General features: G+C 31.2%; 19 protein-coding genes and 1 tRNA gene. 7 read left to right on the forward strand and 13 right to left on the reverse strand.

Annotation, left to right across the window (positions count from 1 at the left end):
• The first annotated feature begins 99 nt into the window (after nt 1–99).
• Nucleotides 100–639, forward strand: coding sequence for a helix-turn-helix transcriptional regulator (locus JC605_RS18430; protein WP_198857596.1), 540 nt, complete (start codon nt 100–102; stop codon nt 637–639).
• An 88-nt stretch (nt 640–727) separates the two neighbouring features.
• Nucleotides 728–1666, forward strand: coding sequence for a hypothetical protein (locus JC605_RS18435; RefSeq protein WP_198857597.1), 939 nt, complete (start codon nt 728–730; stop codon nt 1664–1666).
• Between the two features lie 28 nt (nt 1667–1694).
• On the opposite strand, the gene JC605_RS18440 is transcribed toward JC605_RS18435, so the two are convergent.
• Nucleotides 1695–1937, reverse strand: coding sequence for a hypothetical protein (locus JC605_RS18440; RefSeq protein WP_198857598.1), 243 nt, complete (start codon nt 1935–1937; stop codon nt 1695–1697).
• A gap of 399 nt (nt 1938–2336) precedes the next feature.
• Between JC605_RS18440 and JC605_RS18445 the strand changes: the two genes are divergently transcribed.
• Entirely contained in the window at nt 2337–2885 is a 549-nt protein-coding gene (locus JC605_RS18445) for a DUF4494 domain-containing protein (protein ID WP_198857599.1), read from the forward strand.
• 66 nt (nt 2886–2951) lie between these two features.
• Here JC605_RS18445 and JC605_RS18450 read toward each other — a convergent pair whose 3' ends face one another.
• Nucleotides 2952–3371 (reverse strand): hypothetical protein, encoded by a 420-nt coding sequence (locus JC605_RS18450; protein WP_198857600.1) that lies wholly within the window; start codon nt 3369–3371, stop codon nt 2952–2954.
• Between the two features lie 230 nt (nt 3372–3601).
• Between JC605_RS18450 and JC605_RS18455 the strand changes: the two genes are divergently transcribed.
• The 3 genes from JC605_RS18455 (at nt 3602) to JC605_RS18465 (ending at nt 5815) form a co-directional block, all read left to right on the forward strand.
• Nucleotides 3602–5134 (forward strand): glycosyltransferase family 39 protein, encoded by a 1533-nt coding sequence (locus JC605_RS18455; RefSeq protein WP_198857601.1) that lies wholly within the window; start codon nt 3602–3604, stop codon nt 5132–5134.
• Nucleotides 5127–5651: a DUF4269 domain-containing protein gene (locus JC605_RS18460; protein WP_198857602.1), complete on the forward strand. Its 525-nt coding sequence runs from the start codon at nt 5127–5129 to the stop codon at nt 5649–5651. The genes JC605_RS18455 and JC605_RS18460 overlap by 8 nt, the downstream gene beginning before the upstream one ends.
• 91 nt (nt 5652–5742) lie before the next feature.
• Nucleotides 5743–5815: transfer RNA gene (locus tag JC605_RS18465), tRNA-Met, on the forward strand.
• On the opposite strand, the gene JC605_RS18470 is transcribed toward JC605_RS18465, so the two are convergent.
• From JC605_RS18470 to JC605_RS18520, 11 genes are all read right to left on the reverse strand, one after another.
• Nucleotides 5775–7343, reverse strand: a complete 1569-nt coding sequence (locus JC605_RS18470) for a recombinase family protein (RefSeq protein WP_198857688.1) — start codon at nt 7341–7343, stop codon at nt 5775–5777. The genes JC605_RS18465 and JC605_RS18470 overlap by 41 nt on opposite strands.
• Nucleotides 7344–8130: 787 nt before the next feature.
• Nucleotides 8131–8841, reverse strand: a complete 711-nt coding sequence (locus JC605_RS18475; RefSeq protein WP_198857603.1) for a M48 family metallopeptidase — start codon at nt 8839–8841, stop codon at nt 8131–8133.
• Nucleotides 8841–12065 carry a type I restriction endonuclease subunit R gene (locus JC605_RS18480; RefSeq protein WP_198857604.1) on the reverse strand — a complete coding sequence of 1075 codons (3225 nt, stop codon included), beginning with the start codon at nt 12063–12065 and terminating at the stop codon, nt 8841–8843. Before JC605_RS18480 ends, JC605_RS18475 begins: the two co-directional genes overlap by 1 nt.
• A complete protein-coding gene (locus JC605_RS18485) occupies nt 12065–13339 on the reverse strand; it encodes a phospholipase D family protein (protein WP_198857605.1) in 1275 nt (424 codons plus the stop codon). Before JC605_RS18485 ends, JC605_RS18480 begins: the two co-directional genes overlap by 1 nt.
• A gap of 113 nt (nt 13340–13452) precedes the next feature.
• On the reverse strand, nt 13453–15057 hold the full coding sequence (locus tag JC605_RS18490) for a DUF6119 family protein (protein ID WP_198857606.1): 1605 nt from the start codon (nt 15055–15057) through the stop codon (nt 13453–13455).
• A 148-nt stretch (nt 15058–15205) separates the two neighbouring features.
• Complete coding sequence (locus JC605_RS18495; RefSeq protein WP_198857607.1) at nt 15206–16534, reverse strand: hypothetical protein; 1329 nt, start codon at nt 16532–16534, stop codon at nt 15206–15208.
• On the reverse strand, nt 16521–17036 hold the full coding sequence (locus JC605_RS18500) for a hypothetical protein (protein ID WP_198857608.1): 516 nt from the start codon (nt 17034–17036) through the stop codon (nt 16521–16523). Before JC605_RS18500 ends, JC605_RS18495 begins: the two co-directional genes overlap by 14 nt.
• A gap of 8 nt (nt 17037–17044) precedes the next feature.
• Nucleotides 17045–18208, reverse strand: a complete 1164-nt coding sequence (locus JC605_RS18505; protein WP_198857609.1) for a restriction endonuclease subunit S — start codon at nt 18206–18208, stop codon at nt 17045–17047.
• A gap of 1 nt (nt 18209) precedes the next feature.
• A complete protein-coding gene (locus JC605_RS18510; RefSeq protein ID WP_198857610.1) occupies nt 18210–19742 on the reverse strand; it encodes a class I SAM-dependent DNA methyltransferase in 1533 nt (510 codons plus the stop codon).
• A gap of 21 nt (nt 19743–19763) precedes the next feature.
• Entirely contained in the window at nt 19764–19982 is a 219-nt protein-coding gene (locus JC605_RS18515; protein ID WP_198857611.1) for a hypothetical protein, read from the reverse strand.
• Nucleotides 19983–19989: 7 nt separating this feature from the next.
• On the reverse strand, nt 19990–20547 hold the full coding sequence (locus JC605_RS18520) for a restriction endonuclease subunit S (RefSeq protein ID WP_198857612.1): 558 nt from the start codon (nt 20545–20547) through the stop codon (nt 19990–19992).
• Nucleotides 20548–21066: 519 nt separating this feature from the next.
• Here JC605_RS18520 and JC605_RS18525 point away from each other — a divergent pair.
• Nucleotides 21067–21444 (forward strand): single-stranded DNA-binding protein, encoded by a 378-nt coding sequence (locus tag JC605_RS18525; protein WP_198857613.1) that lies wholly within the window; start codon nt 21067–21069, stop codon nt 21442–21444.
• Nucleotides 21445–21480 lie beyond the last annotated feature (36 nt).

Consider the following 21480-nt stretch of genomic DNA (forward strand, 5'->3'; position numbering starts at 1 on the left):
TATTAAAACTTCGAATTAGCCTATAATTTCAGGTTTGTTCACACGGCTTTGATCAAAAGTTTTTTTCATAATTTCGTCTCAGACCACTAACACAAAACAATGAAGAATAAAGTTAAATTTTTGAGGGAAGAAAAAAACATGACTCAAAATGAACTTGCCGAAAAATCTGGCCTTTCTCTACGAACGATTCAGAGAATTGAAGCTGGAAGTATTCTTAAAGGTTTTACATTAAAAACTATTGCCGAAGCTTTAGAAACCGATCTTGAAAACCTCATTTTTAAAAAGGAAAATATTCAAATCGAAAGAGCAAAACTTATTAATCTTTCTGTTTTATCTGGACTTATAATTCCGTTTGGAAGCGTTATTTTTCCTTTAATATTATCTTATAAAACCAAAGATGCTACAAACAAAGAATTAGGAAAACAAATTGTAAGCCTTCAAATTATTTTAAGCCTTTTACTTTCCGTTTTAATGATTGCAAGTCCGTTTATTCAAAAGTCTTTTGTTCTAAAATTTCCGCTTTTCATTATTCCTTTAATTGCAATTCTTAGTCTAAAACTTCTTATTGTTATTCTAAACGGAATTAGTTTAAACCAAAAACAAGATTTAGCTATAAAACTGAAAAACAACTTCTTATAATTAAAGTCATAAAAATGACGTAAAACTGTCGTATTGTTTTTGCACGAAAATCGGAATCTAAACCCGAATCTTGCAGGAAAAAATGACCATGAAATTATTTAAGAAAATTGCCGTTGTATTTCTCGCCATTATCGTTTTATTCTTATTTGGAGGATATTTATATTTCCGACACAAATTCAATCCGCCTGAGAATTATTTGAAGGTTTCTGGAATTGCCGAAAACATTCCAGTTAAATGGATTTCTAGCAATGAAAACCCCCATTCTGCTTTGCTTTTGCCAATAAAAATTGACGGAATTAATCAAACCTTTTTTATGCAGTTTGATTCGGGTTCAGCGACAACAGTTTTCTACAAAAAATCATTAGAGTCGATTGCTAAAAAGTTTCAAAATCAGCTAAAAATTGATACTAAAAACAATGAAATTTCAAGTTCTTTTTCAATCGGAAACATGAAAATTGTTTCCAATACTTTTGAAGTTTTGAATTATGGAGAAGAAATCAGTTTTGATAATCCAAATGCTAAAAATAGTATTGGAACAATTGGAACCGATTTATTAGAAAAACGAATTACGGTTTTAGATTTCAAAAACAATAAATGTTCATTTATAGAGAAAATTCAGGAAAATGATTTTTCTGATTTTGAATTCAAAAAACGCAAAATTTTAATTCCTTCAATTATAGAAAATGAAAATCTGAAACTATTATACGATTCTGGAACAAGCGGTTACGAACTGATAACTACAAAAGGAATTTGGCAGCAATACAGACTTAAAAACAGTGCAGTAAAAACCGAAAAAGGAAATTCTTGGGGAAATACATTGTATGTTTATTCTGCCTCCGCGAAAAAGAAAATACAATTTGATAAATTGATTTTGAACCTTTCTGAAGTTACGTATATAGAAGGCACTTCAGACCTTCAAAAATTCTTAATGAAGCGTTCTGGAATGCAGGGAATGATTGGCAACAAACTTTTCCTCAATCACAAACTTATTTTGGATTGTAAAAACGAAAAATTTAGATTAGAATAAAAGTAAAATTTTGCAATACTAAACTGTTTTAAGAATTGATTTTAATGATGTTTTTAACATTCTCAATAAAACTTTCGGTGTCTTTAATTTCTTGTTTTATCAATTGGTGATGTTCAGCCAAATTGTGCTGTTCCATCATATCCTTTTTCAGATATTTAATCATCGATTCTAGACTTCTCACATCGTTTTGATCTTGTCTTTTTAATTCGCGTTGTTTGCTTTCTAGATATTTTAAAGTCTCTTTTAACTTTTGAACGTTTAATTTCCCCAACCTATTATTTTTAATAATTTATAAAAAAACAATAGCCAAAAATGCGGTAAGATTCAATATGCTCCAAAAACCAATACCATTCGAATTTACCTCATTCTTAGCCATTGTTACCGATATCTACGTGCAAATTGATTTTTTGGATTTCAGTTTTTTCAGTTTTTTTAAATAATTCTTTTCTAACAAAATAAATATCTGTTTTTCAATACTTTAATCAAGAAAATAGAAGAAAGAAAAATTTTATTTTTTGTAATGAAGACAAATTGTTTATCAAAAACACAACTTTCAGAGCATCAAAAAGTTACCTAAAATCAGCTAAAATTGTGAATATCTATTTAAAGTTTTAACTGTTTATTTTGCAGTATAATCTATCTTTGACATCCTTAAAAATTAAATAAAGAGATGAGCGCAATTTGGTACGAATGCAAAGTAAAATATAGAAAAACAGATGAAACTGGAGGACAAAAAGTTTTAACCGAGCCTTATTTGGTTGATGCTTTGTCTTATACGGAAGCTGAAAAAAGAATGACTGAAGAAATGGCTGCGTACACTAGCGAAGAATTTAAAATCACAGCTATTAAAGTGGCAAATTATGCCGAAATTCATCCTTTTGAAAATGCAGACAGATGGTTTAAATCTAAAATCACTTTAATTGCTTACGATGAAGAAAGTGGAAAAGAAAGAAAAACAAGCATGTATATGCTGGTTCAAGCAAATGATGTTCGCGAAGCTTATGACAACACACTTCATATAATGAAAAATACAATGGGAGAATATTCTATTCCTGCTATTTCAGAAACGGCAATTATGGATGTTTTTCCTTATTTCAGCGGTGAAGAGGGCGAAACAGAAATGTTGGAAAGATTTAATACTTTAAAAGCTTCTAAACCAGAAAAACCAGAAGCAGAAATGATTGACCATATGGAATTTGAAACTGCTGTCGAGGAATAATATCCTAAAAAACATAAAAACGAAAAGCTTCAGAATAATCTGAAGCTTTTTTTATTTTGGCCAATTTTAATAAAGCATTTTTGCCAATGGTGTTACTGCCGAAGCTGATTTGGGCAATAAAGCTGTTAAGGCATCAAATTGTGTCGGACTAATATTTTTTTTCATTTTGGATATAAAAGACTCTCTAGTGGTGGTCATTTTAGAAGTATAACTTGCTTTGTCTGTAGCCATTGCAGGCAAAATATTCTTCTTTTTATTTAGAGTTTCATTTACCAATGAATTTACAACCGGTTTTTGAGCATCGGTTAATTTCAATTTTGGAGAAAGTACTCCCATAACCTGATTCGCGATACTAGCAACATCAAAAGCGGGTACTGCCGTTGTCGATGCTTTACTGGCCGCTTTTGTAACGTCTCCTATGCTTTGTGCATTTGCAAGTGAAATTGTCCCTAAAAAGACAACTAAAATCAATAATTTCTTTTTCATGGTATTTGCTTTTAAAGTTATTTGCTTGATACTAAAGGTAATAAAAATGTTAGTCCAATTCACATTTTAAAACCTTAAACACTTAAATATCTGAACTTTAAACCATTTAATCCCGAAATATTTCAGATGTTCAAAAATCAAAATAAGTCCTATCTTAGCTACAGAATCATGCGTTGATTTAAAACCAATTGCAACCTAAAAGTCAAACAAACCTAAAAGCCAAAATCTACATGACCAAAAAAAACCTGATTTTATTCGGATTTATAATTCTAAAATTCATTCTGCAATATGTCTTAATCAGTCCCGAATATGATTTGCAGCGCGACGAATATCTACATCTGGATCAAGCAAATCATCTGGCTTGGGGTTATTTATCTGTTCCTCCGGTTACGTCTTGGTTTTCGTATACTATTCTTTTGCTTGGAAATTCGGTTTTCTGGGTAAAGTTCTTCCCTGCTCTATTTGGTGCTTTAACGCTTTTAATTGTCTGGAAAACTATTGAACTTCTCAAAGGCAATCTTTACGCTTTAATACTCGGAGCTTTGTGTGTTTTGCTTTCATGTCTACTGCGTTTAAACATGCTCTATCAGCCAAACTCGCTCGATATTTTATGTTGGACCGCACTTTATTATGCTTTAATTCAATATCTGACTTCAGAAAATACAAAATGGCTTTATTTTGGCAGCGTAATTTTCGCTTTTGGTTTCTTGAATAAGTACAATATCGTGTTTTTATTACTCGGATTAGTTCCTGCTATTTTGCTTTCTAAACAAAGAAAAATACTAGCAAAAAAAGAATTCTATTTTGCTCTAATTTTAGGATTGGTTTTAATTCTACCCAATTTGTATTGGCAATACAGCAATCATTTTCCAATTGTGCATCACATGAAAGAATTGGCGAAAACGCAATTGGTAAATGTAGATTTAGGTGATTTTCTAAAAGAACAAATTCTATTTTTTGTTGGCGGATTATTTGTGATTCTAGCTGGACTTTATGCGGTTTTATTCTATCAGCCTTTCAGAAAATATCAGCTCTTTTTTGCATCATTTGTTTTCACACTTTTAATTTTTATTTACTTCAAAGCAAAAGCCTATTACGTGATTGGATTATATCCTATTTATCTTGCTTTTGGAGCCGCTTATATTTCAGAAATGATAAATAACGGATGGAAACGTTTTTTAAAACCTATTTTCATTCTGATTCCGCTATTGCTTTTTATTCCCATTTATCATGTTGCTTTTCCAAATAAAAGTCCAGAATATATGGTTGCACATTCAGAACCGTACAAAAAACTGGGACTGCTTCGTTGGGAAGACGGAAAAGATCATCATCTTCCTCAGGATTTTGCCGATATGCTAGGTTGGAAAGAATTGGCTAGAAAAACAGATTCGCTTTATGCCTTGCTCCCAAATCAAAAAGAAACTATTGTACTTTGCGATAATTACGGACAAGCCGGAGCGATTAATTATTATTCTAAAAAAGGAATTAAAGCTGTTTCTTTCAATGCCGATTATCTAAATTGGTTTGATCTTAGCATTAAGTATAAAAATCTCATTCGTGTTAAAGATTTTGAAGAAAACGAGAAAGAAATGAAAGAAACAAGTCCGTATTTTGAGTCTGCTGTTATTGGCGGTCAAGTCACAAATCAATACGCTAGAGGATATGGCGCTACAATTTTTGTTTTCACGAATGCAAAAGTCGATATCAATAAGAGATTAGAGCAAGAAATCAACGAAGAGAAAAACAAGATTATAAATGATTAATTTCAAGGATTTATCTTATTTGCAAACCGGAAATACTAAACAGCAAGCTGCATTTACTGTTTTAGCGCAATATAAAGTTCTGGAAAATCTTGCTGCATTTGATCCTATTTTGGTTGGTACGATTCCGATAAATATTGATATCGAAAACAGTGATTTGGATATTATCTGTTACTGGAAAAACAAATCTAATTTTATTGATAAGGTAAAAAAACTGTTTGAAAAAGAAGATCGTTTTACCATTCGAGAAGACCTCATTAATGATCAAGAATCTGTTATTGCAAATTTCTTTATTGATGCTTTTGAAATCGAAATCTTTGGACAAAATATACCAACCGAACATCAAAATGGCTATAAACATATGGTAATCGAACACCAAATTCTAAGCTCAAAAGACGAAAACTTCAGATTGGAGATCATAAAACTAAAAGAAAGTGGCATAAAAACCGAACCTGCATTTGACTTGCTATTAGGCTTAGAAGGAAACGTTTACAAAGAATTATTGAAATATAAAGTATAAGAAAAAACATTGTTTTTAAAAATTATAAAAAATAAAGTACTAAAATTATTTGCATAACCGTATTTAGTGTGTATCTTTGCACCCGAAACATCGCGGGATAGAGCAGTAGGCAGCTCGTCGGGCTCATAACCCGAAGGTCACAGGTTCGAGTCCTGTTCCCGCTACAAGACCGGACAAATGAGAAAACGACTCATTTGTTCGGTTTTTTTTATCTTCTAAAGCCTTATTTACCAAAGAAATACACTCTGCAATAACATTCAATCTCGGGGTTCGATATGCACTTCCATCAAAAAACAGTTTTTCAGGATATATTGAACCTATTATATATCGTTTGGTTTCTATATCGCCATCTTTATAAAGGGATGACAGGCTGGAAAGGGTATTTAATGCATCATCAAGATTTTTCTTAATATTGTGATTTTTTTGTTCGGACATGTATGCTGAGAGTTCTTCCTCTAAGTTTTCAATGTTACTTTTACACTCCTCTTTTATTTCCCTGTAATCATCTGCATCCAATTTTTCAGCCAAAAGTAACTCTCTTGCCTTTGAAAGCTTTGTATTAAATTTCTCAATTTCCAACGCGATAGCCCTGCGTCTATTTTCAAAAACAGATGCAAAACTTTTATAATTAACCATCATTATATCATGCAAAATTCCTTGAATGACAATCGGAAATTCATATTTCTTTAAATCAACCTGAAATATTTCATTTGCTTTAACGGCACTTTTTCTAAAACCGCACTTTGGAATACAATGGTAGTAATAGTAATACCCCCCTTTTGAGCCCTTTGAAGCACTGCCGGTCAGATTCCTTCCACAATCAGGGCAAATCAAAAAACCTCTTAAAGGTAAATTATCGTCAGAAAAGATTTTGGTCTGCGGACGCACCTGACGTATATTCCCATCTAGAATATCCTGAACCTTATAAAACAACGCTTCAGAAATTAAGGGTTCGTGCTGTCCTTGTACAGAATGTGCCTCCTCATCTTTATGTTTTTGAATGAAGACCTTTCCACAGTACACAACATTACGCAGCGCCACATGAAAAGCACTCCTGCTAATATTCTTACCCCTTTTAACCATTGTCTGACGCACTTGATCTGCTGCCAGCACACCTTTAGCAATTTCATTAAATGCCCATTGTAAATTAGTTGCTTCCGGTTCTTTTATCGCAATATACTTTTTACCATCCTCTTTGGTTCGATTAATATAACCATATGGAGCCATACCTAAAACCCTGCCTTCTTTTTTAGCACGGCGCATACCATAAAATGTATTTAAGGCACGTCTGTCATTTTCAACTTCCGGGGCAGCCAAATATATTGCCAGCATCATTTTATTTTCGGGAACAGAAAGATCAAGCGGCTGCTCTACAGCCTGTGGTTCTACACCCAGGCCATTAAGCATATTAATCATTTGATAAGCATCTCCTGCATTCCTGCTAAAACGGTCCCACTTTGTAAAAAGTACGAAGTCCGGTCTTGCTTTACGTTTCTTTACCCCATCAAGAAGCCTAATCCATTCTGGCCGATTAAAGCTTTTTGCAGAATGGTCTTCAAAAATAACATTATCGACACGAATATTGTGATTATTACAATACCTGCGCAGACGCTCATCCTGATCACGTTGTGAGTACCCTTTGTCTGCCTGCTCATCAGTTGAAACTCGGATATATAAAATTGCACTTTTCATAGTATAAGATATTTTATTAACACACTGAAAACATAAGCTTTAAGCATCATAAAAGTAAACAAACTACGGAAGTTTAAAGTGTTTTCTAATAACAAGATATGTTAAATTATGCAAGAAATCCATTATTAAAACTGCGTCTTCATATGACACTTCCATTCCCGCATCTCTCATTCTCTTAAATGCTTCCTCTATAGCTATCTTTTTTAACTCAAAGTCATTCATCTCTTTCATATCAATAAAGTAATGGTGAATGGCGCCAAATTATTAAAGTGACAATGAAAAATCGTTATGAGGCTGTGAAAGGATGTTTTTGGCGGAAAAAGGCAGATTTAATCTTCGAATCTGTATTCTTGTCGATTTTCAATCTGGACGTAATAATCGTTCTACTCTATGATTTTCTCACTGTAATGCAAAAAAAGTCTTTTCAATAATGAAAAGACTTTGATCAAGGTGGCAGGATTACATGCCTATTCCTTAATTCGTTGATTTTATTGGTGTTTCAAATACTTCTTCAAAAAGGGTAGCCGAATAGATCTAATAGATCTAATAGATCTTATTTATAATGACTTACCTTATAGCCCTTTGTAGCCTCGATCAATTTAATGCCAATCAATCAATGTACTTTTGTATATGTAAATTTATTAAAATGTTTCTGAGATACAACTTTATGAAAGCTTTGTATTGAGTTTTTTCATTGTTGGAGTTTCCTGTAAACTAGCACTTCCAAACTAATCTCGAACTTTTTTTGGAAGATTTGGAACGTTTACTTAATATTCCTAAGCTAAAATTATGAAAGAGCGTGTTCTAATTTTTCTTTCCATTTTTCCCAATCGGGAGATAATGTATTTTGTAAATCATAGAATTCCTTATTATGATTGTGATGCACTAAATGACATAATTCGTGAATTACAACATATTCAATACTTCCTTTTGGGGCTTTTATTAATTCTGTGTTTAGAATTATTTTGCCTGATTTAGCGCAACTACCCCAACGTTTTTGCATTAATCTTATATCTAAAATAGGTTTTTCGATTTTGTACTTATTGAATTTTTCTAAAGAACTTTCGAGCAATTCTTCAAAATGGACAATTGCTTTTTCCTTGTACCATTCATTTAATTTTTTCTCTAAATATTCCGGATTGTTTTTTTTAGTTTTCATAATCATTGCGCCTCTATAAAGTTTAATTTCATTTATAGCATCTTCAATAATTTGCAATTTATATTGTCTTCCGAGATACAAATGAGTTTCCCCATTAACATATTTTCGTTCTGGAGTATTTGGTTTGTAACTACAAAAAAAGGCTTGCTGTTTTAATATCCAATTGGCTTTTAATTTTACTTTTTTATTGATTTCTATTAAATCCGCATCAAATGGAGCAATAACCGATACCAAACCATCAGGCAATACTTTTATGCCTAATGATTTCCTTACAGCAAAAGACAGATTATATTCAATGCTTTTACTGCCGTAATTCACTTTTTGGATTGAATGTAGCATTAAATGTATTTTAGTTTAGCAATTTTAATTACTTCGTCTATTAATTCATCAATTTTATCAAATGAGAATTGCGTATCGTATTGTTGCTGTTTTTCAAAAAGTAAATCATCAAGATTGTTTTTTAATTCTTTCTCAATTTCCGTATTGGTTTGCCAATCAATAATAAGTGTGTTATTTTCAAACACTATATTCTTAATACAATCTTCTATTTCTAATGCTGTACTGGCTTGTACTTCTTTAGGCTCAGGTGCGTTGCTAAAACTATTCTCTAAAACTGCATTTATCAGATTGTAGAAAGCAATTACATTTGGTTTGTTTTGGATAGTATTTGGTACATTATTTTGTTTTCCGGTCAGGAATTGATTTTCATATTCTTTAGCTTTTTGTAAATAAAGTGCTTCATCAATTCGATGCTGATGATAATCATTTATAGCTTCTCTTATTAATGCCGACAAACTTTTATAGAAGATGGGATCTTCATTCATTTTGACATTAATTGCCTTGACGGTACGAGTTGCAATGTGATCCGCTTTTGCTGCTTTTCCAATTACTTTTTCTACTTCAGCTTCTCTTTTTTCTCTATCAAAAATATTTACGAGTTCGGTTATTTTTAATACTTCACCTTCCGTAGTTATATGTTTATCTATTAACTTTTGAACTTGTGGTTCATAAGCTGAATAATCTAAATCGTCAAAATATCTTCGCTTAACATCCACTCTTAATTGCAAGAAAAACTTACTGTCACTTTTATATTTGTCAATGGTTTTCTCGTTTTTAATATCATTAAACTCTATTGATGCCATTGCTAATTTAAACAAACGAACAAAAGCTGAAAGTTTTTCATAAAAAGGATGTCTTATGCTTTCATCATTTAATAATTCGGAATATGCTTCTGCATCGTATTTGTTTTTTATCGTTTTGAAAATATCCCATAACTCGCTGTGTGCCTGTGGCAATTTTCCTATTTCCTTATTGATGTTTATTATTGTTCCTGATAATTCTTCTAATTCAAAGTCATTTAGTCCGCTGTATGTATTTAGAGCATTGTCTAGATTTTCTAAATTTCCAAAATAATCAATTATAAAACCATATTCTTTTCCTGATGCAACTCTGTTTACCCTTGCAATAGCTTGAAGTAAAGTATGCTCTTTTAAACTTCTAGTAATGTATAATACTTGATTATTTGGTGCATCGAAACCAGTTAATAATTTATCTACTACAATAATTATTTCAGGTTCTTCTTGCTTTTTGAAAGCACTAATTACTGATTTTTCGTAATCTAATTGTTTTCCATATTTACCCATCATTGCTTTGTAAAACTTCAAAACTACATCTTCGTTTTCCTCAAAAGCATCTTCGTGGTTTTCTCTTGTATCGGGTGCAGAAATTAACACCTCACAACTTACTTTTCCTATTTCTTTTAAGTATTCTCGGTATTTTATTGCGCTGGTTTTGTTGGGTGCTACTAATTGTCCTTTGAAACCAGTCCCTTGAATGTTTGCTTCAAAATGCTCGCTAATATCCCAAGCTCTTGCATAAATCACTTGGTCGGCTTTATTAATTTGATTGGTTGAACTGAATTTTCTTTTTAATGCAACCTTTCCATAAGTTGTAGCAGGTTCCGAAATTTTATCGAAATAAGTGTCTAATGGTTTATCATTTACCTCAATTAGATTGTGTCTTCCCTCATAAAGCAACGGTACTACAGCCTTGTCTTCAACAGCATCCGTTATAGAATAAACATCAATTAGACCTCCAAATTTATTGGCAGTACTTTTTTCTTTTTTCATTAATGGAGTTCCTGTAAATGCGACAAAACAGGCATTAGGGAAAACCTTTTGCATTTTTACATTAAATGTACCATACTGGCTTCGATGTCCTTCGTCAATCAATACAAAAATATTAGGCGAAGTAAAACCTTCTTTTGATTGGTTTATAGCGGCTTCAAATTTGTGTATCAATGTTGTAATTACTGCATCGGTTGGGCTATTGATTAGTTCTACTAAATGTTTTCCGGTTTGTGCTTCTTCTACATCAACGTGACATTTTTGAAATGTTTCTGTAATTTGGGTATTTAAATCTATTCTATCGGTAACGAGAATTATTTTTGGATTTTTTAGCTTTTTTTGGGTTGCAATTAATTGCGCCAACATTACCATTGTCAACGATTTTCCACTTCCTTGTGTATGCCAAATCACACCACCAGTTCGCTTTCCATTAGCATCTGCAATACTGATTTTTTTTAGTGTTTCTTTGATTGCAAAATATTGCTGGTATCGGGTTATTTTCTTAATGCCATCATCATAAATTATGTAATTAAAAATCAAATCCAATATTCTTGATTTCTGACATAAACTGAATATTAATTTATCTTGTTCGGTTACAATTACTTCTTCTTTTTCCAGTTGATTGAAATAATGTAATACACTACTAAATCGCTGTTTGAAAATGGCTGTTCGTTCCGTATTAGGTAATTCGCTGTTTTTTAGTTGTCTAATTGCATCACCATACTGTATTCCTTCTTCCTTGGTACGGAATACTTCTTTCCATACACTCCAAAACTCTTTTTGTGTAGCTGTTGTAGCATATCTTGCCTCGTTTACGGCTAATGACAACACCATATTAGTGTATTGGTATAATCCTCTTATTCCGTCATCTAATTGGTTTCTTAAATGTTGCGATATACCTTGTGTTACGGGGTCTTTTATCACATTGCTTTTGCATTCAATTACTATCATTGGAATTCCATTTATGAACAAAACAATATCTGGGCGATAAGTGTCGTTTCTTTCGCTGCGTAATACTGCATATTCTTCGGTAACGTGGAATACATTATTCTCTATGTTTTTCCAATCGATATATTGAAAAGAGAAACTTTTTTTATCGTTTAGAATAGTTTGTTCCAAACTTTTTCCCAAAGTTATTAAGTCGTAAAATGCTTGATTTGCCTTTATAAAGCCATCTTGTATTGGTAATTCTCGCAAAGCGATAATTGCTGCATTGATATTACTCTCTGAAAAAGAAAACTCTTTGTCTTTGTATTGAATACTATTTATTTTTTCGAGTTGTTTTTTCAAAATTGGTTCCAGCAATACATTACTGGTTCTACCGCCACGTAATTCCATTGCTTCGTCTGGCGACACATATTGATATCCCATTTTTATGAGTAACTGCAATGCTGGAATTTGACTAATATGGTCTTCTATATATGATGGTAGCTGCATTAAATAACTGTTTTTATAAGTTCATAAATTGGATACAATAATTCATATTCTTTAATTACAGTATCCACTATATTGATTTCCGATAGAAATTCAGAATTGGGTAAGTATTCCTTTCCAATAATAAAATAGTGTTTACTTATGTTGTCTTTCTTTACAAAATCTGAAAGTTCTTCACTATCATTAAATGTTGTTACACCTCTTCTTTCATTATTTATAGAGATAAAATAATCATCTGATAATTTATTGATTAGTGTGTAAAACTTATTTTGATAATTTTTTTCTTTTATTCTACTTTTAAAATTTTCTCTATCAACAACACTTCCATTGTTTTTTCCGACACGCAACCAAATTGAAACATCGTAAAGATGCACCAGAACCTGTAAACGCATTTGATACATACTTGTTTGATTATCACCGTACAGCTGCTTAAATCTTAATAAATCTTTTTCGCTTCTACCATAATGTAGCCACAAGGCTCCTAAATCAGTACTAGTAAACTCCCCATGTTGGTGTGAAGATACAATGTGATTGTTCATGTGGTGCGGATGAATATCCCAGCCCTTATTTATAATTAAGGGATATACTAATTCATGTAAATCCTCTAGTCTTTTTTTAACTTTTAATCGTTCTTTATCATATTGAGGAAAACTTTTTTTAACTTTATTATCCTCAAAAGCTATGTGATGATACAGTTTGAAAAATTGATTTGTAAAATCAATTTGGTTTATATCTATAACTGTTTTATTTACTGTTAACTGTTTTTTAAATTCTTTTATTTTTACTCTTTCTGTTGCATCTTGTACTTCTCTTTCCGAAAAAAATGTGGCATATTGAGTTAACCATTCTTCTCTGATTTCAGTGCCTAACTTGAAATAAGTATCAAACCACGATTTGTATTCACTATACATTTCATCTTCTGAAATTTTATGAAATAATTCTATATGATTTTCTAAACCACCTATAGTACAGTTGCCAGAACCAATGAATCCTACCTTCTTTTTACCATTTGTCAAATAGAGCTTTGGATGAAAAAAAGATGCCTTTAAAAACACTTTTGCTTCAATATTTTCATTATTTAATTCAAAAAGTCTTTGAAATACAGATATTGGTGTTGGTAAATCAATGCCTATAAGTAATTTTAATTTACAGCTTGGCGGGATATTATCTAACAGTATTTGTAATCCGCTATCAGAAACTATTGCGGAAGCAACATAAACTTCATTTGCTTTGTTGAGTTCATTTATTAAATGTGATTGAAGTTTTAGTATTTTCATCTTTCTTTATTCTTCAGTTTGATTACCCTCTCTTTGATTGTATAACTCTCCTAATTCGTGCAATTTGGCTTGGAGTAGTTTTTTATCAATTAATTTTGTGGTTATTCATTGTCTTAATCTTCTTCTTGATTTAAGTTTTTTCTATCAACATTATCCAAAATATAATATACTGAAACTGGTATATTCATTGTTTTTAGCTCGTTTACAGTCCTCAACAAACTTATACGAGAGAAAATAGGTAAGCTTTTAGATTTCTTTGCTTTGTCGTTTTTGGTAATAATTCCATAAGTTACACTATATTTTCCCTCGTCAATGAAAGGTAATATTATTGCTTCATCTGCTATCAACTCTTTTAACTTATCTTTTGCCTGATCATTACTTCTTAATAGCTGTACTGAATTTACACCTTGATTAAAGAGATGACTCAAAGTAGAAGAACGTGTTGATATTTTAATGTGGGCAAGTTCTAGATAATTGTTATTTAAATAAATTAAATCACAAGGTTCTACCTGATATTGACCGTTAGGTGATATACTTTTTTTATCTAAACAAATAATATTGGCATTTGAATTTTTAACGGAAACATTGTAATCATCTTCTCTTTTATCCTCACATTGATGTAAAAAGGAATGATTGTCAATGAAAATTGGATCTAATTCCGTGGATAAATTTATAATAAAATCTGTTTCTATTAAATACCATTCACCTTCACATAAATGATATGTTTTTCCTTGTATTTCACAATCGAACAAAAAACTTTTATAGATAGAATATTCTTTGATGAGGATTTCATTATCATCTAATATTCTTAATTTATGAGTATTAAATTCTTCAACATCTTCTACTTCTTCAATACCTTTATCTAATAAATATTCTCTATATCCTTTAATATAGACATCAGTAAATTCTAAATTTGATCTGCCCTCTCCAGAAAACTTTATTTTATAATCAGTAGAATAATCAAATAAATCAGGAATAGCTAACACTAATTCTACAGGAGCAGGATTACGATTAAAAGCTTCTTTAAGATTATTTTTCAATAAGTCTAAAAGTGCAGGATCCTTAACAGGTACGATATTTTGCAACTCAGGAAAAGTGGTTTTGTAATCATCTTTTTCATAAATCTCAACTAAATTTATACAAAGATCTGATATTTCATCAGCTTGCAGGTTTGAAGAAACTTTTAAGCTATTTCCTCCTGTGATATTTTTAAATAAATCTGCATATTCATCTTTTACCGCACCTGTCATTTTTTTTAATATTGTTTCATCACTTCTAAGATCGAAGAAATTTAACTCTGATGCTGTCGGACTTTGAACTCTTTGTCTTTTAGCATTTTCTGGTTGCAGAATATCTGTAGATTTTATTTTTTTAGGATCTAGGGCGTTTAATGTAGTTCTCAATCCAAAATCATATTCATAACAATTATCATTTAATTGATGATAAGTCATTCCAAAAGTCAACACAACCCAGCGGTTATTTATTGGCAAAAATACTAAAGCTCCTTTTTGCATTTGATACAAATCTTTTTGTACTCCCCAATAATTTTTCCACCAAGGAACACTACTGGGCCTATCTGCTATATACATAAAAGCTCCATCAGGCAAATTGATTACTCCTTCAGATAACAATTCTAAACTATGATCTTCCTTAAGTGCATTTTCATTTGAAAATGTACTCTTCAATAAATAGATTGAAAACCCTCTGCTTTTTGCCATAATCGTCTAAATTAGTTATTTGTTTTAACTCTAGTTTTCAGGCTAATAACTATTGCATTATCCATTTTTCTGTAGCTCTGTTTTTTATTTATCAACTAATCAACATCTTAGTCTTAATTTTACTTATCAAAGTATCTGTTAGCGAATATTATTGTCTAACAATCACCTCTATATTATCTTTTGCAACACAAACATTACCTTTAATTGAATAACATTCAACAAAGTGTTTTCCTACGTAAGCAGTGCTCTCTGGACGGCAGTATGTATGATAATCTGTAATTTCACCTCTAAGGTCTTTCGAAAGATTATCATTTTTAACTTTCCATTTTAGAATATCGTGATTTGTTGTGTTTGTAATTACTTTAAAATCAATTTTGTTTTTTGTATCAACAACTCCTCTAACAAGTTTTAAATTTGCCTTGTAATCTCTAAATCCACTTAAATCTTTTACAAAACCATCAATTTTCAATTGTACCGTATCATCAATTAAAACAGGTATTTTCTGGTCGAATAAGAATTTTTCAGATACTGAAACTCTTTTGTAAAAACCGCTTTTAACAATTAGATTTACATTATTTGTTGCATCAATATTTTCAAATGAGATTAAAATAGCATCTACAGCTTCGTGAATTGAATTCCTTTCTTCATCAGTTAATTCAGAAACATAACTGTCGATAAATTTACTATTATCACCTCTGTCTCTCAAAATAGGCATTTCAATTTTTTCTTTCAACTCGGATAGACATTTAAAAATACTATCAAAAACATCTAAATGAATATTTTGATTATAGTTTTCTGTTATCAATTGTTCTAAATGAAAAGATTTAAGTTTAAAATTTTCATTTTTCTCTTTGCAGTCATGCTTCCATCCTTTGATAAATTTAACACTTCTTCTAAAGTCTTTATTTTGCTTATTAATACCAGACGCGACTTCTATATAACCTAATGGATCCGTTTTTATCCATATTATATTTTCTTTACTTTGGCTTTTTCTTTCATAATACTCAGTTCTTTTCTTTCCTCTATGTATTTTTATAATTTCGGGTACACGAAATGTATTTCTTCCAAATTCATTCTTCCCATCAGTTAAAGAAGGAACTAAATCAACAGCAAATACTTCGTTATCCTTATCTAAATATCTAAATGAAATAGAGTGTGTTTGGACAACGATCTCTATCTTGAAGCGGGTTGGGTTTTTATATTCTTTTGAAAATTTTTCAGCGATAGTTTTCAAATCAAATTTTGGATCATTATAATTTGGATTCCAATCACCCATAATATATAAAATATCTAAATCGTGAAATGGCTTTATAGCTGTATATCTAGGATAAGAGCCTATTTGAACACAATTATTTATACCTAGTAAATCATTAAAAGATTGATAAATATTAGATACAAACTGAATATCCTCCATAGTTGGAGTAAGATTTTCCTTTATATAACTTCTAAGAAGTGAATTTATATTACTTTTTTTCATATGCAGTTGTAATTAGTGATGTAACAATATCATTCAATAATCGTCCTCTAAAGGTTACTACAATAGAATTTCTATGATTATTTATACCATCCATGGTATTTTGAGGTACTCTAACACCATTTGAAACATAAACAATCAAAGCATCACTATCTTTTTTAAACCTGAGTATGTCTTCAATTCTATCAGCAAACTCATTAAAATTAACTAACATCATAGTGTGTGTTTCACCTTTACTGAGAGATGACTTTGTTATTTTTTCAATATTTTTTTCTTTGAAAAGTCCTGAATCAATTAATAAATTTTTAAAATCATCAAATTCACTTTCTGCGTAAACTGCAATTTTTTTATTTGACAATCCTTTTCCTAGTCTTATCCATACTGGAAGAACACCTCTTATGATTGTAAGTATACCATATCCAAAACCTACTATCGCTACAACAGTACTAATACCTCCCACAATAACGAAAAAGGGATGGTTAAAAAAATTAATTAATTCATTCATATTTTCATTTAGTTTAAATTTTTTACTCTAATTTTTCCAGTTAATAACTGTTGCATCAATCCTTTTTTCTGCAACTGTAAGGTTTGTAGTTTTTGTTGATATTGATTTAGTTCTTCAGTGGCTGTATCTAATATTTTAACGATTTCATTTTGCTTATCAATAGTAGATGGTATTTTTATATAAATTTTATAAAGCTCTCGAGGTTGTATTCTTTTTGAACCAGTACCAGTAGAGATACTTTCAAGTTTTTCAAAAAAATGCACTCTTGAAAAATAATAAAAAATATAGTTTATATTGAAATTTTCATTTACATCAAAAGCAGGTATATCTGAACTACTTTCAAATCCATCCAACTCATTTGGAACAATTCCAAATGCTCCTTTATGCAAATTTTGTTTACCATAAATAAATTGCCCAGCTTTTCTTAAATAATATGCAGTTGCTTCATCCATTTCACTTCCTCTTACACCTCTTTTCTCAATTCCTTTTAGATTCAACTTTACTGTAATTCTTTTATTTACATTTGGATTTATGGCAGGAATTTTACTTTCAATAAATATGTTTCCTAGTTTTACTTTTAATTCTTCATTTTCTATTATCAATTTATTTAAAAGTCCTTTATTTCTAACTTTTAAATTATGAATAATCGCTTTGCAATTATCAATAGCATTATCCCAAGTGGAAAGAATTTCTACTATTTTTTGTTGTTCTTTAATTGGAGGTAATAAACAAGGGATTTTACTCAAAGAATCCTTTGTAAGTTTATACCTACCTACACCTTGTCTAGTTAAGTGAGGCGTTAATTCTTTATGATTGAAATAATAGAAAAACCATTCTGTTAAATTATCAACACCTTGTATTATATGAGCATGGTTATTTACATTAAATTTACCTTCAACTAATAAAGTCATTTGGAGGTCTTTCCATTTTAAAAAGTGATCCCCATCTTCTCCAATAAGTGCATATTTTCCGTTAATTCTGTAATTATCTATGTACCCTTGAATCTTTGTAGGTCCATAATATGGATACTCACCTTTTATTTTATTTCTTTCATCCTGACTAATGGGTAATCTAAGATTATTACAAATCCTAAATGCTTCTCCTACAGGTTTTATATCCCAAGAACTTGGAATTAAGCCAATAGAAGTATTCTTATATTTAGTAATATCCATATTATATAAGATTTAACTCTTTCAAGTAGTTTTCCATTTGATTTTCCACTTCGGTCAGTTGTTTTTTAAGTTCAATGATGTTGGAATGCGTGGCTTTAATATCTACTTCTTCCTCTTCTTCAAATGTATCTACATAGCGAGGAATATTAAGGTTGTAATCGTTTTCTATAATGTCAGCAATAGTAGCACGGTAACTGTATTTGTCTTCTACAATAGCCCCTTTTTCGGTTGTTAGTGGTGTAGCAGTTTTAAATGTCTTAAATGCCGTTACTATATGGGCGATATCAATTTCTCTTAACTTATTTTGGTTTTTACCATTTTCGAATTCACGGCTGGCATCAATAAATAAAATATCTTTGTTGCTTCCTTTTCCTCTATTAAAAATTAATATTGCTGCTGGAATTCCTGTGCCAAAAAATAAGTTAGCAGGTAAACCAATTACAGCTTCTAATAAATTTTCGTCAATTAGTTTTTTACGAATTTGTCCTTCGCTACTGCTACGAAACAATACACCGTGTGGGACAATTACACCCACTTTACCAACATCTTCGTATGTAGTTTCTATCATGTGACTGATAAAAGCATAATCTCCTTTGCTCTTTGGAGGAACACCTCTGTGAAAACGGTTGAACTGGTCGGAAGCTGCTGTGTCGGCTCCCCATTTGTCAAGTGAAAATGGTGGATTAGCTCCCACAATATGGAATTTCATCAATTTGTCATTTTCCAACAATTTTGGATTATTGATAGTATCTCCCCATTCTATGGTAGCACTGTCTTGTTCGTGCAAAAACATATTCATACGACATAATGCCCAAGTACTACCGTTGTTTTCTTGTCCGTATAAGGAATAATTTTTACCCTCAATTTCATCGGCCATTTTAATCAACAGTGAGCCCGACCCTGCGGTGGGATCACACATTCTGTTACCGGGTTGTGGATCTAGTAGTTTCGCTAATAGTGTACTGACTTCACTAGGAGTATAAAATTCTCCCGATTTTTTTCCACTTTCTCCAGCAAATTTTGATATTAGAAATTCATAACTATCTCCAATGACATCGTTGTCTTTTAAATGTGATGGTTGTAAATCTAATTCTGAAAAATCAACCAATAAGTTTTTCATAATAGCATTACGCTGTTTGGTTTGACCAAAAACCGTTTCAGAATTGAAAGAAATACTACGGAAAACCATCGCTAATTTGGAACGGTTGGCATCCTCTAACGCGGTTAGTCCTATATCAATAATTTCGCCAATGTTTGGTTCGTTTCGATTTTGGAATAGGTAATCAAAATTGCTTGTTTCGGGTAATATAAAACGTTCTCTTTGTAATTGACGTTTTACCATTTCTTCATTATCTGGATACTTAATACGATATTGTTCTACCTTATCTTTCCAAACATCAGATAGATATTTTATAAACAATAGTGTAAGTATATAATCTTTGTATTGTTCACTTCCCATTACTGGACGTAAAGTATCACAAGCTTTCCAAACAATATTATTGATTTCCTTTTGAGTGATTTTATTCTCTGCCATAGTGGTTATTTTTTGGAGCAATTATTTTTTATTGTTATTTACTAAATCATTTAAAGAAGCAATATCGTTTTTTTCTAAATATGCACCTAAATGCATATCGCTTCTTACATTCAGATCAATGTTATACTTTTGTTCGATAGTTCCTATGTGTGTGTCACTTCTTTTTTGTCTTAATTCTCCGTTATCATTTCTGCTTCTGTCGCCTCTCATTCCTGGAGCATCATTTTTTATTTTTGCCATCTTGTGATTATTTTATAATTGTTGAAATTGTTGTTTGAAATAATTTTTGTTTCTCTTTGATTAAGGAATTTGTTAGCTCAATATCTTTTAGATACAGTTCTTGTAATGCTACAATTTTTTGTTGTTCTTCTAATGGTATTAAATTAAAGGTAAAATCTGCCAACTCGTTTTTACGAATAGAAGGAATAGTACTTCCTGCACCTGACTGCTGAAAGTGCAGTAAATTTTTTGGAAGATTGAGTACTGAAACCAAATAAGCCGGAATAATTCTAGTTTTATCAGTGCGTAAAATAAAGAATATTGAAGAGGCCACGGCTTTGCCATGTTCTTCTTTATATAATGTTGCGAAAAATCGAAATCCTTTTGCTACAAAAAGAATATCCTCATTTTGTAATAGATTTTCTATTGATTTTAAGTCTTCTTCTAAAAAAGTATCATTCTCTCCAATATATAGACCAAATTCATTGAAATGTTTGGCTTGTAAATAGGAAAGAGTACCTTTTACGCTAGGCTTCCCATAATATCCAAACTGAATATTTGCTATATCTTTTACTTTAACTTCCATACATTTTTTTTGTAATGTTATTCGTTTACAGTACAAAGATACAAAAATAAACGAAATAAGCAAATTTATTTTATTGTACAAATATTCAAAAACAACATGATTACTGTTTTTTATCACTATGACGGTTATGTTGTATTGATTTATAAAACCTTTTCTCTATCATTTAGCTCATTCTTCCCATTACTTTTTTACCCAATAACCAGCATGCTTTTGTCTCATTTCAGCAGCAAAGGTATTTCCGTGTCCTTAACGCAAAAGCAAGGCCAAGCCTTTCAGATTTTACAAAAAATCTCCACCCATTCGGGTCGTATTTTTTGTAAAAGCCTTGCTATTGCTAAACACTAACCTTTTTATGCTCCTGAAACGAAACATAGCATACTCCGGCTCTTTAGACGAATAAAAAAAATGTCAGCAATGAGAAATAAAATATTAAAAATGGATTTGATGAAACAAAACAGCACCTCCTCTCATTGCCAAATAAAATTTCAAAAAAAATAAATCAAAAAAATCGTAGGAATTATGAACATCACAGGAAGACTGACAGCGGATGCGCAGGTACGCAACGTGTCAAACAGTAAAACAGTAGTAAACTTTTCGGTAGCCATCAACGACAGCTACAGAAACAAAGCGGGTGAACGCATAGAGCAGACAACGTATTTCGACTGCGCCTACTGGCTTAGTCCTAAAGTAGCGCAGATACTCACAAAAGGTACGGTGGTAGAACTGACAGGTAAAGTGAGCGCAAGAGCGTGGACAGGCAGTGACGGACAAGCACATGCAGGACTGAACTTCAATACATCGCAAATCAAACTGCACGGGGGCGGTAAAAAATCGGAAACGGTACAAGCTCCTACAGTAAACAATAATGACAAAACAGGAGATGACCTCCCATTTTAACAACGAACATCTAAACAATTTTTAACAATTTAAAAT

The sequence above is a fragment of the Flavobacterium sp. IB48 genome (assembly GCF_016405855.1).
Taxonomy (GTDB): Bacteria; Bacteroidota; Bacteroidia; order Flavobacteriales; family Flavobacteriaceae; genus Flavobacterium; species Flavobacterium ginsengisoli.